A 21,855-nucleotide genomic window follows, 5' to 3' on the forward strand; every position below is an offset into this window, starting at 1 on the left:
CCGTCTACACCATGACGTCGTTCTTCCGCGAAATGCCGTGGGAGCTCGAGGAATCGGCCAGGGTGGACGGCTGCACCCAGGGCCAGGCCTTCCGGAAGGTGATCATGCCGCTCGCGGCTCCGGCTATCTTCACCACCGCCATCCTGGCGTTCATCTCCTCGTGGAACGAGTTCCTGATCGCCAGCCAGCTCTCGTCCGATAAGACCCAGCCGGTCACCGTTGCGATCGCGAGCTTCGCGGGCGCACAGCCCAACCAGATCCCGTACACGGCGATCATGGCGGCCGGAACCATCGTGACCATTCCACTGGTCATCCTGGTGCTGGTCTTCCAGCGCAAGATCGTCGCAGGCCTGACGGCCGGCGCCGTGAAGTGACGGCTCCGTGATGGCAGCAGGACAGAACCGGGGCGAGGTCCGCAGGCCGCATCGCAGGGTGCGCTCGGGCGAGGATTTCGACATCATTATCGGGTTCCTCGGATTCTGGGCGCTGGTCCTGCTGGCGGTCACCGTCTGGATGGAAATCACCGCGCAGCCGGCTGTCGGCTGGGCCCTCGGGCTGCTTGTGACCCTGCTGGCCCTCTACGGCATGGTCCGGCTCCGCCGTCGTCTGCCAGGGCGGACTGCCACCAGGCGGCGGTAGCGGCGCGTCAGCAGCGCGTCACGAAGTGCGGTGCCGGGTCCGGTCGATTGTAGGATGAAGCGGCGCTGCGGGGGCGGCACGCCGGCCGTGTTGCTACGGCCGGCCGACAAGGGGACATGGTGGCACGGACAACTGACAGGGCGCAACGCGGAGGCCATTCCGGCGTCAGCATCGAGGACGTGGCGACCGCCGCGGGCGTCTCCACCGCCACCGTTTCCCGGGCGGTGCGAGGGCTGCCGCGGGTTTCACCCGCCACCCGGGAGAAAATCCTCGAAATCGCGGCCGACCTCGGGTACGTGGCCTCGTCCTCGGCCTCCGGGCTGGCCACCGGCCGTACCCGGACCATCGGGGTGCTGGCGCCCTTCGTCAGCCGCTGGTTCTTCTCCAAGGCCATCGAAGGCGCGGACCGGGAACTGCACGGACGCCAATACAACCTGTCGCTGTTCAATTTGGGCGGCCACGGCAGCCACCGCGAGCGGCTGTTCAGCAAGACCATGGTTTACAAGCAGATCGACGCGCTCCTGGTCCTCTGCATGGCCTTGACCCGTGAGGAACTGGAGCACCTGCATAAGATTGACATCCCGCTGGTCGTGGTCGGCGGCCACGTCGAAGGGTGCGCCTACATCGGGATCGACGACTACGCCGCCGCCTCCACCGCGGTGCGCCACCTCATCGACCTGGGCCACCGGGACATCGCGCTGCTGCACGGCGACGACGAGACGGACCTGAACTTCGATGTTCCGCGGGTGCGGATCAAGGCCTTCCAGGACGTGATGGCCCAGGCCGCGCTGGACGTCCGGCCGGAGTGGGACCAGTGGGGGGACTTCACCGTCCAAAGCGGGCAGGACGCGTTCCAGCGACTCTGGGACCTGCCCGGTCCGAAGCCCACCGCGATCTTCTGCGCCTCCGATGAGATGGCCATGGGGGTGCTATTCGAGGCCCGCCGGGCGGGGGTCCGGATTCCGGAGGAGCTCTCGGTGGTGGGGATCGATGACCACGAGTTCGCAGCCGCCGTCGGGCTCACCACGGTCGGGCAACGCCCGGACGAGCAGGCCGAGCTCGGCACCAAGATGCTGCTCGATGAACTCGACGGAATCGCCGGGGCGGTGCGTTCCGCCGTGGCCCCGCACCGGTTGATCGTACGGCGTACGACGGCGGCCCCGCGGCTCGCGGAACCGCTCGCGCCGGTATCGGGCCTGCGCCGGACCTAAGGTCCCGGCGTCGCGGCTTCAGGCGCACGGACTCAGGAGGCGCGGGCGAGCTGCCGGATCGGGATCCAGCGGGAGGCCAGCCGCCGGTAGGCGGCGGCCGCGCCGGTCATGTCGCCCTCGGCGAGGCATTCGATTCCCAGCCGCACGTCCATCGGTGAGTCGTCGGGGTAGACCTTGTCCGCCACCGCTCCGTAGTCCAGCTCCACCACCGAGTCGGTGTGGAAGAGTTCGAGCCATTCGGTGAGCTGGGTCAGGTCCTCCAGCATGTCAAGGTCCGGGGCGGCGAGGGCCAGGTGGGCGACGCCGTGCCTGACCCGGTTCAGGGCGGCGCGGATGGTTGACCGGATGCGCACGGTGACGATCCGGCCGCCGGCCTCCACCACATCCGTGGGATCAGATTCCTGGAAGAGGCAGAACCAGCTGAACGGGATCCCCCAGGTGGACGCGCGGGTGTGGACGCGGCGGGTACCCTCGCGGGCCTTCACCTGGTCGATGCGTTCCTGGTGCCGGTCGCGCTGTTCCTCGGGGATCAACAGCTGGGCGAGCGGGCCGTGGATGCCCTCCATCAAGGCGTTGGCGGCCAGCCCGGCCCGGAGCACCAGCTGGCTGGGGCAGTAGAGCAGCCTGGCCGGCAGCACCTTGCGGTCGGAACCGGAGTCTTCGGTGCCAGCGCTTTCGGGGCTGGAGTTCCCGGTGCCGGCCGCGCCGGCGTCGGAACCGCTGACGGCCAGCACCCGGACCAGGTCGGTGTGGCCGGTGGGGAATGGATCCCCGCCCGGGCGGGTGATCCGGCCCAGCGAGGCGAGCAGCTCGGCGTTCTCCACGGCGGCGCGGGACTCGGAGCGGGCGCCGGCGGCCCGCAGGCTCTCCTGCTGCTCGGCGGGGAAGGCCTCCAGTGGCTCATAGACCCGCAGCGTCGAGGAAAACGGCAGTCCGGCCTGGCCGCGGTAAAGGTTCCCCGTCATCGCTGGCCTGCGCTTCCCCGGCGGGCGTCCATCAGTCGGCCAACTCCACGATCACCGGGGCGTGGTCCGAGGCGCCCTTACCCTTGCGCTCCTCGCGGTCAATCGATGCGCCCGTCACCCTGGCGGCCAGCGCGGGGGAGGCTAGTGCGAAGTCGATCCGCATCCCTTCCTTCTTCGGGAAGCGCAACTGGGTGTAGTCCCAGTAGGTATACACCCCGGGTCCCGGCGTGTACGGGCGGACGACGTCGGCAAATCCGGCGGCTTCGAAGGCGTGGAAGGCCGCGCGTTCCGGTTCGCTGACGTGGGTCAGGCCCGCGGTGCGGAAGTAGTCGATGTCCCAGACGTCCTCGTCCCTCGGGGCGATATTCCAGTCGCCCATCAGCGCGATCTGCGCGTCGGGGTCTGCCTGGACCCAGCCCTCGGCGTGGGAGCGGAGGGAGTCCAGCCAGCTGAGCTTGTAAGGCATGTGCTCGTCATCGAGCGCCCGGCCATTGGGCACGTACAGGCTCCAGACCCGGATCCCGCCGCAGCTTGCGCCGATCGCGCGGGCTTCCTGGACCTCGTCCCTGCCGCCCTTGCCGAAGGCGGGCTGGTTCATGAAGGCGCGTTCGACGTTGTCGAGCCCCACCCGAGAGGCGATGGCCACCCCGTTCCACTGGCTCAGGCCGAAATGGGCGACCTCGTAGCCCATGCGCTCGAACAGCTCCCACGGAAAATTGTCGTCCTTGCATTTGGTTTCCTGGATGGCCAGGACGTCACAGTCGGTGCGTTGAAGCCAGGCCTCAACGCGGTCGGCACGGGCACGGAGCGAGTTCACATTCCAGGTAGCAATCTTCACAAGTCCTAACTTACCGAACTTGGCCCGGCGGGGGAGCCGACGGCGGGCGCGCACGGCCCGCGCCCGGTCGCCTACTTGAGGAAGGAAGCGTTGAAGGAACTCAGATCGACCGCAACCCCTGCGAAGCTGTGCTCCAGCTTTTGCTGGACCCCCACCCGCATGGTGGTGGGGGTGTTCCAGCCTCCGTATCCCACCGGGGCCGGGGAGAGGTAGTCGGCGTCCCATTGGTTGTAGTCGATGTTGCCGGCGTGGGTGTCCCAGAGCGGGATGTGGGCGAATGCCGTGCTGCCGTTGGTCATCTGCGGCCACATCGCGGATCCCGTGTAGATGACCGGCCGGACCCCCATCGATGTGACGCCGTCGATCATGGCCTGGGTGACCACCGGGCCGCCTGGCTCCACATCGAGGGCAAAGAACTGTAGCTGGGACTGGTACGGACCGGCCGCRCTGATTCCGCCCTGCCAGCACCCCGGATCCCTGGTGTAGACGGCGATCTTGAGGCCGGCGGCGAGGGCCATCCCGAGCTGGGCCGGCGTGTTGCCCCAAGGAGTGCAGGTGCCCCAGGCGGTTGAATGCATGACGTAGAGCCTGAAACCGGCGGCGTAGGCGCTGGCAAACCACGCGGGGTTACCAATGGCGCTGGTCGAGTCGATGACCTTGACGGACGGATTCGGCGCCGCCRGCGACGGGGCCGGTGAGGCTGCCAGCGCAGCCGGCGCAGTGGAGAGACCCACGACGGCCAACCCTATTACAAGGATCGCGGGTGCGAGGAGCTTCTTCTTCATCGCACGGCCCCCACGCGGCAGCCGGCGCGGATGCCAACCCGGGACCCGCACCTGTTGGCAACTAAAGCAGGCATAGCAACCACCTCACAACGTGGCGGTTCTCAGTACCGGTTGAGCAGGGAGGGCCCGTGTCGACAACCGGTAGCTTGAGAACCATAGCCATTTTATGGCGGCTGCTACGGGCCGGGCACGAGTAGCAGATACTCGAATTCAGACGCCGCCACGCCGACCGCTGCCCGTAGGTGCGGGCCGCGGCACGGGGCCCGCCAGGCAGTGGCCGCGGCGTCCGCGAGGCTCGCGTTGTGCCGTTGTTTACGCGCGGGACCTGCCTCGAAGGAAGTGGAAGATCAGGACCACGACGGCGATAACCAAGAGCAGGTGAATGAACCCGCCACCGATGCCGCCGATCAAGCCGAGAAGCCAGAGAACAGCAATGATGATGGCTATCCAAAGCAACATGAGAGTCTCCCTTGTTTGTCTGCGGATGGAAGTGCTGATTCTGCGCCACACCCGCGTTGCGTGTGGTGCGCTTCACCCTATGTCAGGATCGGGTTCTTGGAAATGGAAAAACCCGAAGCGATAGCCACCGGCCGGTTCGCCAGCCGCCCCGCAGACGTTGTGAGTGGCAGAGTCGCTTATGTGTGCCAAGGGTCACGGGCCGGTGACGCCCTGCCGGTGATCCGCGGGGGCCGCCCGCGGCGCCGGGCCGCTCTGGAATTTAGTAGGAAGTCCGAGTATATTCGGGTGCAGATGATCTAGGTCACATGCAAAGGAGCATTCCATCATGGTTCGTGAGCTTTCCCATTACGTCGGCGGACAGCACGTGGAGGGCACCTCCGGGCGCTTCAGCGATGTCTATGACCCCTGCACCGGCGAGGTCCAGGCCCGCCTTCCGCTGGCCAGCGCCGAGGAAGTCCGCAACGTCGTCGCCAACGCGGAGAAGGGCCAGTTGGAATGGGCCGCCATGAACCCGCAGCGCCGCGGCCGGATCCTGCTCAAATTTGTGGATCTGGTCAACCAGAACATGGACGAACTTGCCACCCTGCTGTCCTCCGAGCACGGCAAGACCTTCCTGGACGCCAAGGGTGACATCCAGCGCGGCATCGAAGTAGTGGAGTTCGCCGCCGGCGCCCCGCACCTGCTCAAGGGTGAGTTCTCCGACAACGCCGGAACCGGAGTCGATGTCCACTCGATGCGGCAGCCGCTCGGCGTCGTCGCCGGCATCACGCCGTTCAACTTCCCGGCCATGATTCCGCTCTGGAAGTCCGGCCCGGCTCTGGCCGCTGGCAACTCGTTCATTCTCAAGCCCTCCGAGCGCGACCCCTCGGTGCCGCTGCGCCTGGCCGAGCTGTTCACTGAAGCCGGCCTTCCGGACGGGGTGTTCAACGTGGTCAACGGCGATAAGGAGGCCGTGGACGCGCTGCTGGAGGACCCCCGCGTCCAGGCCATCGGCTTCGTCGGCTCCACCCCGATCGCGCAGTACATCTACGCAACCGCCGCCGCACACGGCAAGCGCGCCCAGTGCTTCGGCGGCGCCAAGAACCACATGGTAATCATGCCGGACGCGGACCTGGACATGGCCGCGGATGCCCTGATCGGCGCCGGCTTCGGCTCCGCCGGCGAACGCTGCATGGCCATCTCGGTGGCCGTCCCGGTCGGCCAGCGGACCGCGGACGCCCTCGTGGCGAAGCTGCAGGACCGGATCGCCGGGCTCAAGGTCGGCCACAGCTTGGCCAAGGATTCGGACTTCGGACCGGTCGTGGCAGCCTCCGCCAAGGAGCGCATCGAGGGCTACATCGCCTCCGGCGTCGAAGAAGGCGCCAGCCTCGTGACGGACGGCCGCGGCCTGCAGGTGGAGGGCTACGACGGCGGCTTCTGGGTGGGCCCCACGCTGTTCGACAATGTCACCAAGGACATGAAGATCTACAAGGAGGAGATCTTCGGCCCGGTCCTGAGCGTGCTCCGCGCCGAAGACTACGACGAAGCCCTCCGGCTCTGCAGCGAACACGAGTTCGGCAACGGCGTGGCCATCTTCACCCGCGACGGCGATGCCGCCCGCGACTTCGCCAGCCGGGTCCAGGTGGGCATGGTGGGCATCAATGTCCCGATCCCGGTGCCGATCGCGTACTACACCTTCGGCGGCTGGAAGGCCTCCGGCTTCGGCGACCTTAACCAGCACGGGGCCGACGCCTTCCGCTTCTACACCAAGACCAAGACGGTCACCAGCCGCTGGCCTTCCGGCATCCGCCAAGGCGCCAGCTTCGTGATGCCGGAAGGCAGCTGATGGCGGACCGGGCCTCCGAAACAACCGCCGAGGAGACCTCGCGCGGGACCGCGGAGGTCCTGTTCGAACGCCGCGGCCGGCTCGGCATCGCCACGCTCAACCGGCCCAAGGCCGTCAATGCGCTAACCGCGGGCATGGCCGCGGCGATGCTGGACCAGCTCACCCGTTGGGCCGACGACGACGCCGTCGCCACCCTGCTGGTCCGCGGCGCCGGCGACCGGGGCCTCTGCGCGGGCGGCGACATCGTGGCCATCTACCAGGACATGCTCGACGGCGGCGACGCCTCGGCGGACTTCTGGGCCGTCGAGTACCGTCTGAACCTGTTGATCTCGGAGTACCCCAAGCCCTACGTGGCCTTCATGGACGGGCTAGTCCTGGGCGGCGGCGTGGGCATCTCCGCGCACGGCTCGGTCCGGATCGTCACCGAGCGGACCCGGATGGGCATGCCCGAAACCACCATCGGCTTCGTGCCCGACGTCGGCGGGACGCTGCTGCTGTCCCGCTCGCCGGGGGAGACCGGCACCCACGCGGCCCTGACAGGAGCCCATTTGAGCGGGGCGGACGCCTTGTTCCTGGGGCTCGCCGACACCTTTGTGCCCTCCGCTCGTCTCGGGGAACTCGCAACAGTGCTGGAGACCGAACCGGCGGAGGCCGCCGTCGCACGGTTCGCCGGAACGGCGCCGCCGTCGGTGCTTGCCGCGCAGCAGGAGTGGATTGACGCCTGCTACGCGTCCGACGATGCCGGGGAGATCGTGGACCGGCTGCGGACCGTGGGCGGTGAGGCCGTCGGTGTCGCGGACACCATCGAGACCAAGTCCCCGACCGCGGTGAAGGTGGCGCTGGCCTCGCTGCGCCGGGTCCGCGGACTCACCCTGGGCGAAGCCCTGGAACAGGAGTACCGGGTGGGCCTGCGCTTCCTCGCCGGCCCCGATTTCCGCGAGGGCATCCGCGCCCAGGTGGTGGACAAGGACCGCACCCCGCACTGGGTCCCGGCCAGTCTCGCCGAGGTCAGCAACGACGACGTCGAGGCCTACTTCGCGCCGCTGGGCGACCGCGAACTGAAACTTTCGAAGGAGCGCGACAATGTCTGAAACAGGAGCGGCTGACGCCCGCACCATCGCCTTCCTGGGCCTGGGCCACATGGGCGGCCCGATGGCCGTCAACCTGGTCAAGGCCGGCTACACCGTGACCGGCTACGACGTGGTGCCCGCCGCGCTGGAGGCCGCCCGCGCCCACGGAATCGCCACCGCGGACACCGCCGCCGAGGCCGTCACGGGCGCCGCCGTAGTGCTGACCATGCTGCCCAGCGGTAAACACCTGCTGGACGCGTACCGCGGCGACCCCAACCAGCCGGGCCAACAGGGACTGCTCGCCACCGCCGCGCCCGGGACCATGTTCCTGGATTGCTCCACCATCAACGTGGACGAGGCCCGCGAGGCCGCCGCGCTGGCGGTCGACGCCGGCCACCGGGCAGTGGACGCGCCGGTCTCCGGCGGCGTGGTCGGAGCCGAAGCGGGAACCCTGACCTTCATGGTTGGCGCACTGGCCGAGGACTTCGAAGCAGTCAGGCCGATGCTGGAAGTGATGGGAAAACGCGTGGTCCACTGCGGCGAGCACGGCGCCGGTCAGGCCGCAAAGATTTGCAACAATATGATCCTCGGCGTCTCGATGATCGCCGTCAGCGAGGCCTTCGTGCTCGGCGAGAAGCTCGGGTTGACGCACCAGGCGCTGTTCGACGTCGCCTCGGCCGCTTCCGGACAGTGTTGGGCGCTGACCACCAACTGCCCCGTTCCCGGACCGGTTCCCACCAGCCCCGCCAACCGCGACTACCAGCCGGGCTTCGCCGGGGCGCTGATGGCCAAGGACCTGAAGCTGGCGCTCAACGCCCTCGAAAGCACCGGGGTCGCCGCCCGACTGGGGCCGCTCGCCTCCGAAATTTACGATAGCTTTGCCGCGGAAGGCGGTGCCGGCCGCGACTTTTCCGGCATCATTACCGACATCCGGGACAAATCCGACCATCAGCCGAGGGGACAGGCATGAACGACTACACAAACATTCTGGTGGAGCGCCGCGGCCGGGTGGGCCTTGTTACGCTCAACCGGCCCCAGGCGCTGAACGCCCTGAACAAGGCCACCATGGACGAACTGGTGGCCGCCGTGACGGCCATGGACACGGACCCGGAGGTCGGCGCCGTCGTGGTGACCGGATCCGCCAAGGCCTTCGCCGCCGGCGCCGACATCAAGGAGATGCAGTCCAAGGGCTACATGGAGATGTACGCAGCGGACTGGTTCCGCGGCTGGGAAGACTTCACCCGGCTGCGCATTCCGGTGGTCGCGGCGGTCTCCGGCTTCGCCCTCGGCGGCGGCTGCGAACTCGCGATGATGTGCGACTTCATCATCGCGGGGGACAACGCCAAGTTCGGCCAGCCGGAAATCAACCTCGGCGTGCTTCCGGGGATGGGGGGCTCGCAGCGACTCACCCGCGCGGTGGGCAAGGCCAAGGCGATGGACATGATCCTCACCGGCCGCTTCATGGACGCCGCGGAAGCCGAACGGGCCGGACTGGTGTCCCGCGTGGTCCCGGCCGCCGACGTCGTCGAGGAAGCCGTGAAGGCCGCCGAGGTGATCGCCGGCAAGTCCAAGCCGGTGGCCATGGTCGCCAAGGAGGCGGTCAACGCCGCCTTCGAAACCGGCCTGGCGCAGGGTGTGCTGTTCGAGCGCAGGGTGTTCCACTCGCTCTTCGCCACCGAGGACCAGAAGGAAGGCATGGCCGCGTTCAGCGAAAAACGGCAGCCCGACTTCACCCACCGCTAAGGCGGGCAGTCATGGGCACCGGCCTCCTTGGGGTCGCGGCATCGCCGGAGGAGCTCGGCGCCCGGCTTCCCGGTGACGAGCTGGTCCCCATCGCGGATGTGGTGATGGACCGCGGGTTCGATCTGCCGGCCCCGCCCGGCGCCGTCTGGCCGTGGATCGTCCAGCTGGGTAAGGAACGGTCCGGGTGGTACCTGCCCCGCTGGGCGGAAGCCCTCATTCCAGCCACGCGCCGGGCGCTCCGGACCATTGACCCGACACTTCAGGACCTCAGCGCCGGAGACGTCATTGCCGACTGGGGCGGCCGGCAGGCCACCTTCGAGATCGTAGCTGTGGATCCGCCGAAGGCCCTGGTGCACCGCTCGCAGCGGGGTGCACTCGCCATCAGCTGGGCAATCGTGCTGCGTCCGTCGCCCCGGGCGGCCGGGACACGGGTGCACCTCCGTCTCCGGCTGGCCGGGGTCAAGCGCCGTCGTCTCGTTGAAAGCGGCGGCGGCCTGTTCGATCTCCTGACCATCGCCGGACTCGCGGCCGGACTGCGGGAGCGGCTGGCCGCCGGCGGGTAGGGCGCCGGCGTCAGGCTCGGCGCCGGGCAAACACGGGCGCAAAGTGAGCGCCCTGTCCTACGCCACCGCAACTTCGCGGGAATGGGTCTTGAAGTCGAACCAGGGGTCCGCCGCGTCCGCCTGCCGGAGCGAACGGCCCTGGCTTAGCAGCCGCCGGGCCGCCATGTGGTCCGCCGGGTGGTTGACGGACTCGACGGCTGCAAGCTCGCCGTTCCGGTAGCAAAAAATGGAGAACTTGCCAGAGGCCGGATCCCCGCGGAGCACCGTCTCGTCCGCGTGCTGGCCCAAGCCGGCAATCTGCAGCTTCAGCGGGCCCTGCTGGGACCAGAACCAGGGCAACCCGGCGTAGCTCTCGCTGCTTCCCAGGATGGACCGGGCCAGGTGCCGGGCCTGATCCGTTGCGTTCTGCACGGACTCCAGACGGGTGCGGGCGCCGGCATGGCGGCTGGGGTAGCTGGCGCAGTCCCCGAGCGCGAAGATGTCCGGGTCCGGGGTGCGCAGGGCGCTGTCCACGATGATCCCGTTCTCGACCGGCAGTCCGGCGGCCGCGGCCAGTTCCGTCCTCGGGGTGACGCCGATACCGACCAGGACCAGGTCGGCGGGGTAAGCGTCCCCGGTGGTGCTGACGGCGGCCCGCACGTGCCCGTCCCGCCCCTCGAAGGAGGCAATGCCTTCACCGAAGCGAAGCTTTACGCCCATCCGCTCGTGGGCTTCGGCGAAATAGCCCGACATGGCCGGGGACAGCGCGCGGCCCATGGGCCGGTCCGCAAACTCGAGCACCGTCACGTCAATGCCGCGCTGCCGGGCCGCCGCCGCGAATTCCAGGCCGATGAATCCGGCGCCGATCACGACGACGGAGCGCGCTGCGGCCAGCCGGGCGTGGACAGCTTCGGCGTCGGAGAGCGTCCGCAGCCCGTGGATACCGGCCAGGCCGCTGCCGGGAACGCTGAGTTCACGGTTGGCGGCCCCGGTGGCGAGGACCAGCTTGGAATACACCAGCCGCGATCCGTTGTTGAGCGTTGCCGTGCGGCGCTCCCGGTCGACGGCGGTGACCCGAACACCCAGGCGGGAGTCGACGTCGTTCCCGGCGAAGAACTGCTCCGCCCGCAACGGGAGCGGCAGCGGGTTCTTGGCCTCGGACATGTAGTCCTTGGACAGCGGCGGGCGCTGATAGGGGAAGTGGGCTTCCTCGCCGATGACGGTGATCCGGCCGGTGTAGCCCTCGGCGCGCAGGGAATCGACCAGTTGGATGCCGGCCTGGCCGTTGCCGACGATGACGATGTTGTCCATGGCTTCAGACCTGGCTGCCGGGCACATCGACTTCGACGTCGTCGAGGCCGTTGCCGAGGATGACCTGGCAGCCGAGGCGGCTTCGGGCCGCGTCGCGGGGGTCGGCCGTGCAGTCCAGCATTTCTTCCTCGTCGTCGCTGATGGCTGGCAGGTCCGCGAGGTATTCCGGGCGGACGTACACGTGGCAGGTGGCGCACATGGCCTGCCCGCCGCACTCACCGACGATGCCTGCCACGCCGTTGGTGACGGCGGCCCGCATGATGGAGGTGCCGGGGTCCACGTCGAGGACGTCGACGGCGCCGCCGGCGTGGTGGAAGCTGATCTTGGTCATGATGTGGATTCTTTCTACTTGTCCCAGGTCACGGGAAGGGACGTCATGCCGCGGAAGACCCAGCCGGCGTCGACCGCTGCCTGCTCGGGGTCCAGACGGAGGTTCGGCAGGCCGCCGAAGAGCCGGGGGAGGGCCACCCCGGCGACCGATGCCCGGGCCACCCAGGTGCCGGCACAGAAATGGTTGCCGCCCCCGAACGCCAGGTGCGGCTTCTTCTCGCGGTTGATGTCAAAGGACTCCGGGTCGGTGAAGACCTTCGGGTCCCGGTTCGCCGCGCCGATGACGACGCCGAGCCGCGCGCCCTGCGGCAGCTGGATGCCTTCCAGCACAGTCTCCTTGGTGGTCTCGCGGGGATACATGCCGATCGGGGCGACCCAGCGGACGGCTTCCTCAAACGCGACGGCGAACAGCGCCGGGTCGGCTTTGACCTGGTCCAGCTGGGACGGGTTTTCCATCAGCGCCCAGGCCGCGACGCCGATCACGTCGCGCGGCTCGTTCAGGCCGCCGCCGATGGTCATTTTCATGTTGGCCCGGATGGCTTCCAGCGGAATCGGCATCGCGGCCAGGCCGGACAGCAGRCTGCCGTCCGGATTCTTGAGCAGGTACGGCAGGATTTCCTCGATGGCGTCGTCCACCTCGTCGTAGGACTTCTGCGACGCTGCCCAGACGTCCGGGTCGTCCGCGTAGTTGCCGGTGCCGTTGATCATGGTCTGGGACCAGCGCTGCATGTCCTCCTGGCTGGCATTGTGGAACCCCATGATCAGACGCAGATTTTCGGCGGCGTAGGGCGCTGCGTATTCGCTGATCAGGTCCGCGCCCGGGCCCGCGGCCCGCAGCCGGTCGAGGAAGGTCGCGCTGTTCTTTTCGAAGATCCCCGTCCAGGTCTCCTTGATGGCCTTGGGGCGCAGCACGGAACCGTAGGACTTGCGGTCCACGTCGTGCTCCGGGTCGTCCTTGCGCAGCATGGAGTGTCCCATGGCGCGTTTCATCAGCGAGCCGGTCTCATCGGCCGAAAACGTTTCCTGGTCGTTTTCGATCAGGTGGCAGGACTCGTAGCTGGTCACCATGTAGCGGCCGACTGCCGGCACCCAGTGCACGGGCGCTTCTTCCCGCATCCTCCGATAAATGGGGAACGGGTCCTTGTGGAGGTCGGCAATGGTGACCCAGTCCGCTACCGGGACCGGCTGTGCCACTGTTGTCACGAGGGTCATCGTTGACTCCTGTCAGGGATGGATTTCCCCCAATGTGTCACACCCCATAACCATTGGTAAAGTTCATAAAAATCACCAATATCCCTAGAAATATTGAGGAATGGCATGGCGCGGTACACCCTCCGGCAGCTGGCGCACTTTGTTGCCGTGGCTGATACCGGCACAATTTCGGCTGCGGCCTTGAAGCTGCATCTCTCGCAGGGCGCGGTGTCCGCGGCGGTGACGGAGCTCGAACGGATCTTCAAGGTCCAGCTCATGGTCCGCCGGAAGGCCCACGGGGTGACGTTGACGCCCGCCGGGAAGCATCTTTATGCGCGCGCGGTGCTGTTGCTGTCCGACGCCGAGGAGCTGGAGCTCAGCGCTGCCAGCGGAGGCACGGAGCTGGCCGGTCCGCTGGTCATTGGTTGCTACCTGACCCTGGCGCCGACGGTCCTGCCGCCGCTGTTGGACGGGTTCACGGCCGCCCACCCGAAGGTGCGGCTCGAGTCCGTGGAGGGGACACAGAACGGGCTTCTGGACCGCCTGTCCGACGGCGAACTGGACTTGGCCGTCGTCTATGACACGGATCTGCCCCCGGCGCTGGGCGCGGTGGAGCTGTACAAGACGTCTGCCTACGCGCTGCTGCCGGCGGCGCACCGGCTGGCGGCCCAGTCCGAAGTCTCGCTGCACGATCTGGCTCCCGAACCGATGGTGCTGCTCGATGCGCCGCCCAGCAGCCACCACAGCCTCTCCCTGTTTGAGCGGGTCGGGGCGGAGCCAAATATCCGCTACCGCACCACCGACTTCGAAGTCACCCGCTCACTGGTGGGGCGGGGCCTGGGGTATTCCCTGCTCGTCCAGCATCCGGCGGTCGACACGAGCTATGAGGGACGGGCCCTGGTGGCCAGACCCCTGACCCCGGCGGTCAGGCCGCTGTCCGTGCAGATTATCTGGCCGCAGGCCGTACGCCTGACGGACCGCGCCCAGGCCATGGTCGAGTACGCCTCCGGCCTGCCCTGGGGCGCCGGCGGGTAGGGCGCCGGCGTCAGGCTCGGCGCCGGGCCCGGAGCACGGAGTCCTGGACCGTGACCTGGGCGCCGTCGGCGTCGCTGGTGGCCCGAGGCCGGGAAGTGCACGTGAGGATCTCCCAGTCACGCGGATCCAGTTCCGCCGCGATCTGCTCGGCGGTGAACAGGAGCCCGGGGGCTGAGGGCCGACGCACGCTGGTTTCCAGGTCCGAGGGGTGGTGGCCCACGATCAGCAGCGTCCCGCCAACGGCCACCGACCCGGCGAGCCCGCGGTACACCGGGTCCCGCTGGGCAGCCGGCAGGTGCAGGTACTGGGCCGAGACCAGGTCAAACGGGCCCTCCGGCGGCTGAGCGGCAACCAGGTCCAGATGCAGCCAGCTGATCCGCGCTGCCGTTTCCGGCTCATCGTCGACGGCGGCCGCCGCCCGCGCCAGGGCCACTGACGAGATGTCCACTGCCGTGACCCGCCAGCCATGGCGGGCGAGCCAGACGGCATCCGCGCCTTCCCCGGCACCGACATCCAGTACGGATCCGGGCGCGAGGTCGGCGGCCTCGGCCACCAGCTGGGCGTTGGGCTGCCCGCTCCACACGGCTTGGTGCTCGCCGTGCTCGCGGTACCGTTCGTCCCAGAACGCTTCGTCAAAATCCATCAGGTCCTCCTTTGGGCGGCGCGGGTGGGGTGGCTGGACCCGCCGGGTCAGGACATCAGGCGGCACTGATCCCGAACAGGCCGATGATCAGCGCCATCACCATCAGGGTCACGAGCTCATGGGCGCAGTTCAGGACCGTCAGTCCGGCGGGGCGGCCCTCGAACGCGTCGTGCGTGATGAAGCGGGCGGCGGTGAACCCGGCCCACAGGATCAGGGCGGTGAGCAGGGTGTTGGCCAGGAAGTTTCCGCCGTAGAAGTGCTGCGAGATGGCGGCGGCACCGGACAGCACCCAGGCGCTGACGAAGCTGACCACCAGCGTGACGAGGATGGGTTTGACTGCGTCCTTGGCGTCCCCGCTGGGCGTGACCTTGGCGACGCGCATCCAGTAGTTGCCGAACACCCTGGGCGTGTACCAGAGGGACCCGACCACCATGCTGGAGAGCGTGGCCAGCAAGACGGCCCAGAGGTTGATCTCCGGAATCATTGTTCTCCTCGTGTCCGGGCCGTCCCGCAGATGGCCCGCACTCGCAGTGTAAGGCTTAGCCGCTGAAGTCCCCGGCATTGCGCCGGAAGTTGCCCAGGATACGGATCAGCTGGTCCACGTCTGGCTCCTCGAAACCGGACCGGCCGAATACCTCCGAGTTGAGCACCGCCGTCGCCCGCTTGGCGAGCGTGCGGCCCTCCGATGTGAGCTCGATCAGCGTGGTCCGCCCGTCGGTGGGATGCGGTGACCGGATCACCAGCCCGGCATCCTGCAACCGGTCCACGGCATTTGTCACCGAGGTGGGGTGCACCTGGAGCAACGCGCTCGCCTTGTTCATCGGCAACGCGCCGCTGCGGGCGAAGCTGAGCAGGGCCAGCAGTTCATAGCGTGCGAAGGTCAGTCCGAACGGCTTGAGCGCCGTCTCGATCCGGGCCAGCAGGATCTGCTGGGTCCGCATCACGGCCGTGATGGCCGCCATCGGGGCGGCGACGTCGGCCCAGCCGTGCCGTTCCCAGTTCCGCTGGGCGTCGGCGATCGGATCGCGCGGCAGCGGGGCTCCCATGCCTACCCCTGGCCTTTCAGCCCGGGGAAGTCGGCTTCCGAGTACTCGATGCCCAGCCCCTCCGGCACGCCGCGGGACCCGTGGCGGAGCTCTTCGTTGTGCCGCAATTCCACCCGCCGGATCTTGCCGGAAATGGTCTTGGGCAGCTCGGCGAACTCGAGCCGGCGGATCCGTTTGAACGGGGCCAGATGCTCGCGGCAATAGCGCAGGATGTCCTCGGCCAGCTCCGGGCCGGGCTCGTGACCGGCGGCCAGGACCACAAAGGCCTTGGGTACCGACAGCTTGAGCGGGTCCGGCGACGGGACGACGGCGGCCTCGGCCACCGCCGGGTGCTCGATAAGAACGCTTTCCAGTTCGAACGGGGAGAGCCGGTAGTCGGAGGACTTGAAGACGTCGTCGCCGCGGCCCACATAGGTGATGATGCCGCGTTCGTCCCGGCTGGCCATGTCCCCGGTGTGGTAGTACCCGTCGCGGAAGGCCTCCGCGGTCTTTTCCGGGTCCCCGTAGTAGGCCTTCATCAGCCCGACGGGCCGCGGGTCCAGGCGCAGGCAGAGCTCGCCGTCGTCGGCCTCCTCGCCGGTGGCGGGATCGACGAGGACGACGTCGTAGCCGGGCAGGGGTTTGCCCATGGCGCCGATCTTGATCGGCTGGCCGGGGGTGTTGGCGATCTGCACGGTGGTTTCGGTCTGGCCGAACCCGTCCCGGATGGTCTGGCCCCAGGCACGGTTGACCTGGTCGATCACCTCCGCGTTGAGCGGCTCGCCGGCCGAGACCACCTTGGTGGGCGGGTTCTTCAGCAGGGTCAGGTCGGCCTGAATCAGCATCCGCCAGACGGTCGGCGGGGCGCAGAAGCTCGTGACCCGTTCGCGGTCCATCTGCTCCATGAGCGCCTTGGCGTCGAAGCGTTCGTAGTTGTAGATGAACACGCAGGCCTCGGCGATCCAGGGCGTGAATACGTTGGACCAGGCGTGTTTGGCCCACCCCGGGGAGGCTACGTTGAGGTGCACATCGCCGGGTTCCATCCCGATCCAGAACATCGTGGACAGGTGGCCCACCGGGTAGGAGGTGTGGGTGTGCTCCACGAGCTTGGCCTTGGACGTGGTCCCCGAGGTGAAGTACAGCAGCAGGGTCTCGTCGGCCAGGGTCGGTGCGTCCGGGGTGAAGTCGTACGGGGCGTCCGCCGCCTCGGTGTACTGCAGCGCGCCGGAGTCCGTGCCCCCGCGGCCGCCGGCGCCGGGTCCGGCGTCGGTGATCTCGATCAGCGTGTAGTCGCCCGGGACGCCGGCAAACTTGGCAATGTTGTCGCTCCCGACGGCGGCCCAGTTGGCCCCGCCGCGTTCCACCCGGTCCTGCAGGTCCGCCGGACCCATCAGGGTGGTGGTGGGGATCATCACGATCCCCAGCTTGATGCCGGCCAGCATCAGTTCCCACAGCTCCACCTGGTTGCCGAGCATGATGATCATCCGGTCCCCGCGCCGCACGCCGTTGCTGCGGAGCCAGTTGGCCACCTGCCCGGAGCGCGCCGAAAGGTCCGCGAAGCTGCGCCGCGTGGCGGTGCCGTCCTGCTCGACGATCACCAGGGCCGGCCGGTCGGCCTTGGCGGGGTCCGCCGCGATCTGGTCGAACCAGTCCAGGGCAAAGTTGAACTCCCGGAACCGGGGCCATTCGAATTCCTGGCGGGCGGCGGCGTAGTCCTCGCGGAGAGCCAGCAGCCGGTCCCTCGCGGCGCGGAATTCCTCAGTGACGGTCATGGTGCACCCTTCGCAGCCGGTAGCAGCCAGGCGGTGCGGAGCGGCCGCCACTGGCCTAGTGATCCATATCACTGTGCAATATACTAGGACATCCAAGGGTTTGGAAGAGTCGATGTTGCTGCCCAGGCGCGGCACATTACGAAGGGATGCGTGCCCGTGCAGACACAAGGAAGTGCCGTCGGTCAGACCGCCAGCGAGGCTGTGGCAGACCGCGGCGGCGACGAGGAAATTTTGGCACCTGTGCCGGCGGCGCCGCCGTTCCCGGACGCGGACCTGATGTACATCGTGGACCTGCTGCCCGCGGCTGAGCGGGCCCGGTACCAGGAGATCCGGGAGTTCCTGCAGACCCGGATCCGGGCGGCGTCGATCGACTACTGGAACCGCGAGGAATTCCCCTTCGGCCTGCTCGGGGAGCTGGGCGAGTACGGTCTGGGCGGGCTGCAGACGGACGGCACGTCCAAGCTCTTCAAAGGCCTCATGTATGTCGAGGTGGCCCGCGCCGACGTCTCGCTCTCGGCCCTGGTGGGGATCCACAACGAGTTGATCGTCGGGATGATCGACGAGCTCGGTTCGGAGGAGCAAAAGGCCCGCTGGCTCCCGGGACTCTGCGCGTTCACCCAGCTTGGCGCCTTCGCCCTGACCGAGCCGGAGCACGGCTCGGACATCGCCGGGGGACTGTCCACCACCGCGCGGCTGGAGAACGGCGAATGGGTCATCACCGGGGCCAAGCGCTGGATCGGCGCCGGCACCATCGCAGACTTCGCGCTGGTCTGGGCCCGCGACGTCGCGGACCAGCAGATCAAGGGCTTCATTGTGGAGACGGACCGGCCCGGCTACACCGCGACCAAGATCGAGAACAAGATCGGGCTGCGGATCATGCAGAACGCGGACATCGTCCTGGACGAGGTCCGGATCCCGGCAGCCAACCTGCTGCCTGGCGCCACGTCGTTTTCGCGCGCCAACGACCTGCTGCGCGACTCCCGGGCCTGGGTCGGCTGGCAGGGCGCCGGGATTCAGCTGGCCGCGTTCGACGTCGCCCGGGCTTACGCGCTGGAACGGCGGCAGTTTGGCAAGGAGCTGGCCCGCTTCCAGCTAGTCCAGCAGCAGCTCGCCGAAATCCTGGGCAACGCCAGCGCCTCGCTGTCGCTGATGGCGCAGCTGGCGCGGATCCAGCAGGAGGGCAAGCTCGAGATGGTCCAAGCCGCCATGGCGAAGTCCACCACCACCCGGCTGGCTCGGGCCTCCGTCGCGATGGGGCGCTCGCTGTTGGGCGGCAACGGGATCAGCACCGACTACGAGATGGGCAAGCTCTTCGGCGACGCCGAAATCCTCTACACCTACGAGGGTAGCTACGAGATCAACTCGTTGATCGTGGCCCGGGCCGTGACCGGGAAGTCCGCCTTCGTTTAGTCAGCGTCGGCCGCTGGCAGTTAGCCTGCCGCGTAGCGCTCGCTGCGGTTCCGGCCGGCGTGCTTGGCCGCATACAGCGCCCGGTCCGCGCRGGCCAGGAGGCTGTGGCTGCCGGCGTCGCGGAGTTCGCAGACGCCGGCCGAGACCGTGAGCGAGCCGACGTCGCCGTACGGCTCTGCCTCGATGGCGGCGCGGGCCCGTTCCGCGGCGAGCAGGGCCTCTGCGCCGTCGGTTCCGGGCAGCAGCCAGACGAATTCCTCGCCGCCGAAGCGGGCGACGATCTCGTCCTGCCGGGCGACGCCGCGGAGCCGTGCCGCGACGTCGGCCAGCACCATATCGCCAGTGAGGTGACCGAAGGTGTCATTGACCCTCTTGAAGTGGTCGACGTCCAGGACGACGGCGCTCAGGCTGGTTCCGCGGGAAACCGCCAGTTCGATCTCGTGTGAGAGGTGCTGCTCGAGGGCGCGCCGGTTGGGCAGGCCGGTGAGCTGGTCGGTGATGGCCTGCAGTTCCAGGCTGGCGCGGGCCTCCGTGTTGCCGATGGCGATTTCCACGAGTTCGGCGAACTGGGCCAGGCGTTCCAGCATGGCCTCGGTGACGCCTGTGGTGGACTTCGAGGTCAGGGTTACCACGCCCCACAGGCTGCCGTGCACCCGGATGGGGGCGCCCGCCGCGGACTTGAAACCGCCGGCCCGCATCTGCTCGGCAGCGGGTCCGCCTTCCGTTCCGTAGACCACCAGCGCGGGCTTCCCGGTGACCGCGACGCGGACGGTGGCCGAGCTGTCTGTGCGTGCGAAAACATGGGCGCGGCTCAGGGTGGGCGGCAGGGCGGGTGCCATCGCCACGATTTCCGCTGAGAGCGCCCCGGTGAAACGGACGACGGCGGCCGAATCCACGTGGAAGAGGTCCCTCACGATCGAAGCAACTTGCTCCGAAATGGCCGCAGGGGCGGCGTTGCGGGCGACGGCGGTGGCGATCTCGTGCAGCGCAGCCCACGTCTGTTCCTGCTGGAGCCGGTCGGTGACGTCGACCGCCACCACCATGCCGGCGGTTGCGTCGTCGTCGGAGTAAACCGGGCCGGCCTTCAGCTGGTAGGTCCGGGGTCCGATCCGCCGGCTCCAGGAGACCTCCCGGCCGGACAGCGCGGCTCGGTAGCGGGGTTCCAGCTCGTTCGCCAGCGCGCCGTCGAGCACGTCGTGGATGCGCCGTCCTTCCAGCTCGGCGGAACGGTAGCCGAAGGATTCCAGCTCTTGGCCTTCGGCGATCAAATAGCGCAGCTCTGAATCGAAGAGCAGGACAAAGACGCCCGGGACGCTGCGGGCCAGCGCCCGGTAGCGGTCTGTATCGCGTTGCTGCCGTCGTTCGGCCAGCACCCGCTCCGTGATGTCGGTGACCATCACGAAGAACCCCTGAACCCCGCCGTTCCCGCCGTCCCCGCCTTCGGGAACGTCCGGCATGTAGGAGACCTCAGCGAACCGCGTGACTCCGGCGGCGTTCGTGAGCGTGCGCTTGAAGAACTGCGGCTCGCCGTCGAGTGCCTTGGAGATGTGGGGGTAGTTCGCCTCGTACACGGCGTCGCTGAGCAGGTCGCGAAGGTGGATGCCGTGCAGTTCCTCTGCGGTGACCCCAAACCACTCACGGTAGGCGTCGTTAGCCAGGCGGTTGCGCAGATCGGAGTCCCAGTAGCCCACCATCGCCGGGAAGCCGTTGAGCACGGCCCGCAGCTGGGCCGGTACCTCGGGCAGCGACGGCCGCGGTGCGTTCTCCCGGGCCAGAGCGCCGTGAATATTCATTGCCACAGTATCTATTGTGGCGACGCCGGACGGGAAACCGGGGAAGCCGCCCGGGCAGCCGCCTCGATCCTTGCCCGGTGCGCAGCCCAATCCTCGGCCGTACGCGGCGTCAGGTTTGGGTCGCCGGGGCCCTTCCCGGCTGTCCCGTCGATGAGCTCGCGCAGGATGTCCGCATGGCCCAGATGCTGGGCCGTTTCGACGCACATGTGAACGAGGATCTGCTGCAGGGTGACCCGGCGGCGCTCCGCCGGCCACCAGGGTACCGCGCCTTCGGCGTCGAGCGGAAGCGCGTCGATGGTGGCGTCGCTGAGGGCGGCCGCGGTGCGGTGTAGTGCCACGATCTGGTCCCGGGTCTCGTCCGGGGTGACCCACAGGTCGGCATCCGGTTCGGCGTCGTTTTCGAGCCAGGGCAGCGGCTGGCCGTGGGGCCGGCCGAACACTTCGCCGAAGTAGCCGATCTCTACGCTGGCCACATGCTTGATCAGGCCCAGCAGGTTGGTTCCGGTGGGCGTCAGCGGCCGGCGGACGTTGTATTCGTCCAGGCCGTCGAGCTTGGCCAGCAGTTCTGTCCGGCGGAGGCGCAGGTAGCGGTGCAGAATTTCCTTCTCATTCATGCCCGGCATCCTACCCACCGCCGGGGTCGGCTCAAGGCAGGAAGCGGTAGCCGATCCCGGCTTCGGTGAGCAGGTGCCGTGGATTGCCGGTGTCCGGCTCGAGCTTGCGGCGCAGCTGCGCCATGTACACGCGGAGATAATTGGTTTCTTTGGCGTAGGCCGGGCCCCACACCTCGGAGAGCAGCTGCTGCTGGGTGATGAGCTTCTCCGGGTTCCGGACCAGCACCGCCAGGATGTTCCACTCGGTCGGGGTCAGGCGGACGTCCTCGCCGTCGCGCGTGACGCGGTGCTTGCCGAGGTCCACGGTGAACTCATCTGTTGTGACCACCGGTTCGGGATCCGGGTCAACACTGCGGCGCAGAAGTGCCCGCAGCCGGGCCAGCAGCTCGTCCAGCCCGAACGGCTTCGTGATGTAGTCGTCGGCGCCGGCATCGAGGGCCTCGACTTTGTCTTCGGAACCGTGACGGGCGGACAACACCAGCACCGGTACCCGGCTCCAGGTGCGGAGTTCGCGAAGGACCGTGGTGCCGTCGATGTCGGGCAGCCCTAGGTCCAGGATGATCAGCGCCAAGGGGCGCTGGGATGCCGTCAGCAGGGCGGAACGGCCGTCCGCCGCGGTCGTCACGTCGTAGCCGTGGGCCTTGAGCGTGATGC

General features: G+C 68.3%; 24 protein-coding genes. 10 read left to right on the forward strand and 14 right to left on the reverse strand.

From position 1 onward, the window contains the following. From AB4Y86_RS00550 to AB4Y86_RS00560, 3 genes are all read left to right on the forward strand, one after another. Nucleotides 1–374 (forward strand): carbohydrate ABC transporter permease (locus AB4Y86_RS00550; protein ID WP_441399414.1); only part of this gene is annotated, 374 nt, incomplete at its 5' end. Between the two features lie 10 nt (nucleotides 375–384). Then, entirely contained in the window at nucleotides 385–639 is a 255-nt protein-coding gene (locus AB4Y86_RS00555) for a hypothetical protein (protein ID WP_441399415.1), read from the forward strand. A gap of 119 nt (nucleotides 640–758) precedes the next feature. Beyond that, nucleotides 759–1,850, forward strand: a complete 1,092-nt coding sequence (locus AB4Y86_RS00560; RefSeq protein WP_441399416.1) for a LacI family DNA-binding transcriptional regulator — start codon at nucleotides 759–761, stop codon at nucleotides 1,848–1,850. Between the two features lie 32 nt (nucleotides 1,851–1,882). On the opposite strand, the gene AB4Y86_RS00565 is transcribed toward AB4Y86_RS00560, so the two are convergent. From AB4Y86_RS00565 to AB4Y86_RS00580, 4 genes are all read right to left on the reverse strand, one after another. Then, entirely contained in the window at nucleotides 1,883–2,815 is a 933-nt protein-coding gene (locus AB4Y86_RS00565) for a hypothetical protein (RefSeq protein ID WP_441399417.1), read from the reverse strand. Between the two features lie 31 nt (nucleotides 2,816–2,846). Continuing rightward, on the reverse strand, nucleotides 2,847–3,653 hold the full coding sequence (locus tag AB4Y86_RS00570; RefSeq protein WP_441399418.1) for an exodeoxyribonuclease III: 807 nt from the start codon (nucleotides 3,651–3,653) through the stop codon (nucleotides 2,847–2,849). Between the two features lie 71 nt (nucleotides 3,654–3,724). Continuing rightward, nucleotides 3,725–4,438 (reverse strand): hypothetical protein, encoded by a 714-nt coding sequence (locus AB4Y86_RS00575; RefSeq protein WP_441399419.1) that lies wholly within the window; start codon nucleotides 4,436–4,438, stop codon nucleotides 3,725–3,727. Nucleotides 4,439–4,750: 312 nt separating this feature from the next. After that, nucleotides 4,751–4,897, reverse strand: a complete 147-nt coding sequence (locus AB4Y86_RS00580) for a lmo0937 family membrane protein (protein ID WP_441399420.1) — start codon at nucleotides 4,895–4,897, stop codon at nucleotides 4,751–4,753. 325 nt (nucleotides 4,898–5,222) lie between these two features. Here AB4Y86_RS00580 and AB4Y86_RS00585 point away from each other — a divergent pair, with 325 nt between their 5' ends. From AB4Y86_RS00585 to AB4Y86_RS00605, 5 genes are read left to right on the forward strand one after another with little or no spacing between them, the layout of a single operon-like run. Continuing rightward, a complete protein-coding gene (locus AB4Y86_RS00585; RefSeq protein WP_441399421.1) occupies nucleotides 5,223–6,722 on the forward strand; it encodes a CoA-acylating methylmalonate-semialdehyde dehydrogenase in 1,500 nt (499 codons plus the stop codon). After that, entirely contained in the window at nucleotides 6,722–7,813 is a 1,092-nt protein-coding gene (locus AB4Y86_RS00590; RefSeq protein WP_441399422.1) for an enoyl-CoA hydratase/isomerase family protein, read from the forward strand. The genes AB4Y86_RS00585 and AB4Y86_RS00590 overlap by 1 nt, the downstream gene beginning before the upstream one ends. Then, entirely contained in the window at nucleotides 7,806–8,762 is a 957-nt protein-coding gene (gene mmsB / locus AB4Y86_RS00595) for a 3-hydroxyisobutyrate dehydrogenase (protein ID WP_441399423.1), read from the forward strand. Before AB4Y86_RS00590 ends, mmsB begins: the two co-directional genes overlap by 8 nt. Continuing rightward, nucleotides 8,759–9,535 (forward strand): enoyl-CoA hydratase, encoded by a 777-nt coding sequence (locus tag AB4Y86_RS00600; protein WP_441399424.1) that lies wholly within the window; start codon nucleotides 8,759–8,761, stop codon nucleotides 9,533–9,535. Before mmsB ends, AB4Y86_RS00600 begins: the two co-directional genes overlap by 4 nt. 11 nt (nucleotides 9,536–9,546) lie before the next feature. Next, the gene (locus AB4Y86_RS00605) at nucleotides 9,547–10,098 is read left to right on the forward strand and encodes a hypothetical protein (RefSeq protein ID WP_441399425.1); all 552 of its coding nucleotides are present in this window, start codon (nucleotides 9,547–9,549) and stop codon (nucleotides 10,096–10,098) included. Nucleotides 10,099–10,155: 57 nt separating this feature from the next. Here the strand turns inward: AB4Y86_RS00605 and AB4Y86_RS00610 are convergent, their stop codons facing one another. The 3 genes from AB4Y86_RS00610 to AB4Y86_RS00620 are packed head-to-tail and all read right to left on the reverse strand — an operon-like array spanning nucleotide 10,156 to nucleotide 12,930. Then, entirely contained in the window at nucleotides 10,156–11,388 is a 1,233-nt protein-coding gene (locus tag AB4Y86_RS00610) for an NAD(P)/FAD-dependent oxidoreductase (RefSeq protein ID WP_441399426.1), read from the reverse strand. Nucleotides 11,389–11,392: 4 nt separating this feature from the next. Next, nucleotides 11,393–11,719 (reverse strand): 2Fe-2S iron-sulfur cluster-binding protein, encoded by a 327-nt coding sequence (locus AB4Y86_RS00615; protein WP_441399427.1) that lies wholly within the window; start codon nucleotides 11,717–11,719, stop codon nucleotides 11,393–11,395. 14 nt (nucleotides 11,720–11,733) lie between these two features. Then, a complete protein-coding gene (locus AB4Y86_RS00620) occupies nucleotides 11,734–12,930 on the reverse strand; it encodes a cytochrome P450 (RefSeq protein WP_441399428.1) in 1,197 nt (398 codons plus the stop codon). Nucleotides 12,931–13,035: 105 nt separating this feature from the next. Here AB4Y86_RS00620 and AB4Y86_RS00625 point away from each other — a divergent pair, with 105 nt between their 5' ends. Beyond that, entirely contained in the window at nucleotides 13,036–13,944 is a 909-nt protein-coding gene (locus AB4Y86_RS00625) for a LysR substrate-binding domain-containing protein (protein WP_441399429.1), read from the forward strand. 10 nt (nucleotides 13,945–13,954) lie between these two features. On the opposite strand, the gene AB4Y86_RS00630 is transcribed toward AB4Y86_RS00625, so the two are convergent. The 4 genes from AB4Y86_RS00630 to AB4Y86_RS00645 are packed head-to-tail and all read right to left on the reverse strand — an operon-like array spanning nucleotide 13,955 to nucleotide 17,384. Then, nucleotides 13,955–14,587, reverse strand: coding sequence for a class I SAM-dependent methyltransferase (locus tag AB4Y86_RS00630; RefSeq protein ID WP_441399430.1), 633 nt, complete (start codon nucleotides 14,585–14,587; stop codon nucleotides 13,955–13,957). Between the two features lie 55 nt (nucleotides 14,588–14,642). Further along, complete coding sequence (locus tag AB4Y86_RS00635) at nucleotides 14,643–15,071, reverse strand: DUF1761 domain-containing protein (protein WP_441399431.1); 429 nt, start codon at nucleotides 15,069–15,071, stop codon at nucleotides 14,643–14,645. Nucleotides 15,072–15,126: 55 nt separating this feature from the next. Further along, nucleotides 15,127–15,633: a MarR family winged helix-turn-helix transcriptional regulator gene (locus tag AB4Y86_RS00640; protein WP_441399432.1), complete on the reverse strand. Its 507-nt coding sequence runs from the start codon at nucleotides 15,631–15,633 to the stop codon at nucleotides 15,127–15,129. A gap of 2 nt (nucleotides 15,634–15,635) precedes the next feature. Next, the gene (locus tag AB4Y86_RS00645) at nucleotides 15,636–17,384 is read right to left on the reverse strand and encodes an AMP-binding protein (RefSeq protein ID WP_441399433.1); all 1,749 of its coding nucleotides are present in this window, start codon (nucleotides 17,382–17,384) and stop codon (nucleotides 15,636–15,638) included. 276 nt (nucleotides 17,385–17,660) lie between these two features. On the opposite strand from AB4Y86_RS00645, the gene AB4Y86_RS00650 reads away from it, so the two are divergent. Next, a complete protein-coding gene (locus tag AB4Y86_RS00650; RefSeq protein WP_441399436.1) occupies nucleotides 17,661–18,794 on the forward strand; it encodes an acyl-CoA dehydrogenase family protein in 1,134 nt (377 codons plus the stop codon). Between the two features lie 20 nt (nucleotides 18,795–18,814). Here the strand turns inward: AB4Y86_RS00650 and AB4Y86_RS00655 are convergent, their stop codons facing one another. From AB4Y86_RS00655 to AB4Y86_RS00665, 3 genes are read right to left on the reverse strand one after another with little or no spacing between them, the layout of a single operon-like run. Beyond that, nucleotides 18,815–20,587 (reverse strand): sensor domain-containing diguanylate cyclase, encoded by a 1,773-nt coding sequence (locus AB4Y86_RS00655; protein ID WP_441399437.1) that lies wholly within the window; start codon nucleotides 20,585–20,587, stop codon nucleotides 18,815–18,817. Between the two features lie 11 nt (nucleotides 20,588–20,598). After that, nucleotides 20,599–21,201, reverse strand: a complete 603-nt coding sequence (locus AB4Y86_RS00660; RefSeq protein WP_441399434.1) for a DinB family protein — start codon at nucleotides 21,199–21,201, stop codon at nucleotides 20,599–20,601. A 31-nt stretch (nucleotides 21,202–21,232) separates the two neighbouring features. Then, nucleotides 21,233–21,853 (reverse strand): winged helix-turn-helix domain-containing protein, encoded by a 621-nt coding sequence (locus tag AB4Y86_RS00665; protein WP_441399435.1) that lies wholly within the window; start codon nucleotides 21,851–21,853, stop codon nucleotides 21,233–21,235. Nucleotides 21,854–21,855 lie beyond the last annotated feature (2 nt).

Source organism: Arthrobacter sp. 2YAF22_2, from assembly GCF_052114645.1.
Classification (GTDB): Bacteria; Actinomycetota; Actinomycetes; order Actinomycetales; family Micrococcaceae; genus Arthrobacter.